General features: G+C 45.5%; 1 rRNA gene. It reads left to right on the top strand.

Annotated features, from left to right (window positions below):
• Positions 1–228: 228 nt before the first annotated feature.
• Positions 229–413: ribosomal RNA gene (locus DXA66_RS09115) — 16S ribosomal RNA — on the top strand; the annotation flags it as partial.

Genomic DNA, 413 nt, shown 5'->3' with positions numbered 1-413 from the left:
AAAAATAAGGCTTGACAAAAAACCGCTTCGGTGGTAAAATAAACAGGTCGTCAGCCGCAAGGCTGAGGCGCTACAGGACCTTGAAAATTGAACAATATCGAAAAACTTGTAAGGAACCTTTATGTGTTTGGAAAAACACTTAAAACAATTCCAAAAGTAATTCACACAGGACGCAAGCGATTGCGTGCTGAGCGAACAAGATTTAACACTTTTAAGTGATAAATATCATTTATAAAGAGTTTGATCCTGGCTCAGGACGAACGCTGGCGGCGCGCCTAACACATGCAAGTCGAACGAGCGAGAGAGAGCTTGCTTTCTCGAGCGAGTGGCGAACGGGTGAGTAACGCGTGAGGAACCTGCCTCAAAGAGGGGGACAACAGTTGGAAACGACTGCTAATACCGCATAAGCCCAC

The sequence above is a fragment of the Faecalibacterium sp. OF03-6AC genome (genome assembly GCF_003478175.1).
Classification (GTDB): domain Bacteria; phylum Bacillota; class Clostridia; order Oscillospirales; family Ruminococcaceae; genus Faecalibacterium; species Faecalibacterium taiwanense.
The sequence above is the reverse complement of the archived record's forward strand: the minus strand, read 5'-3'. Positions and strand labels throughout refer to the sequence as shown.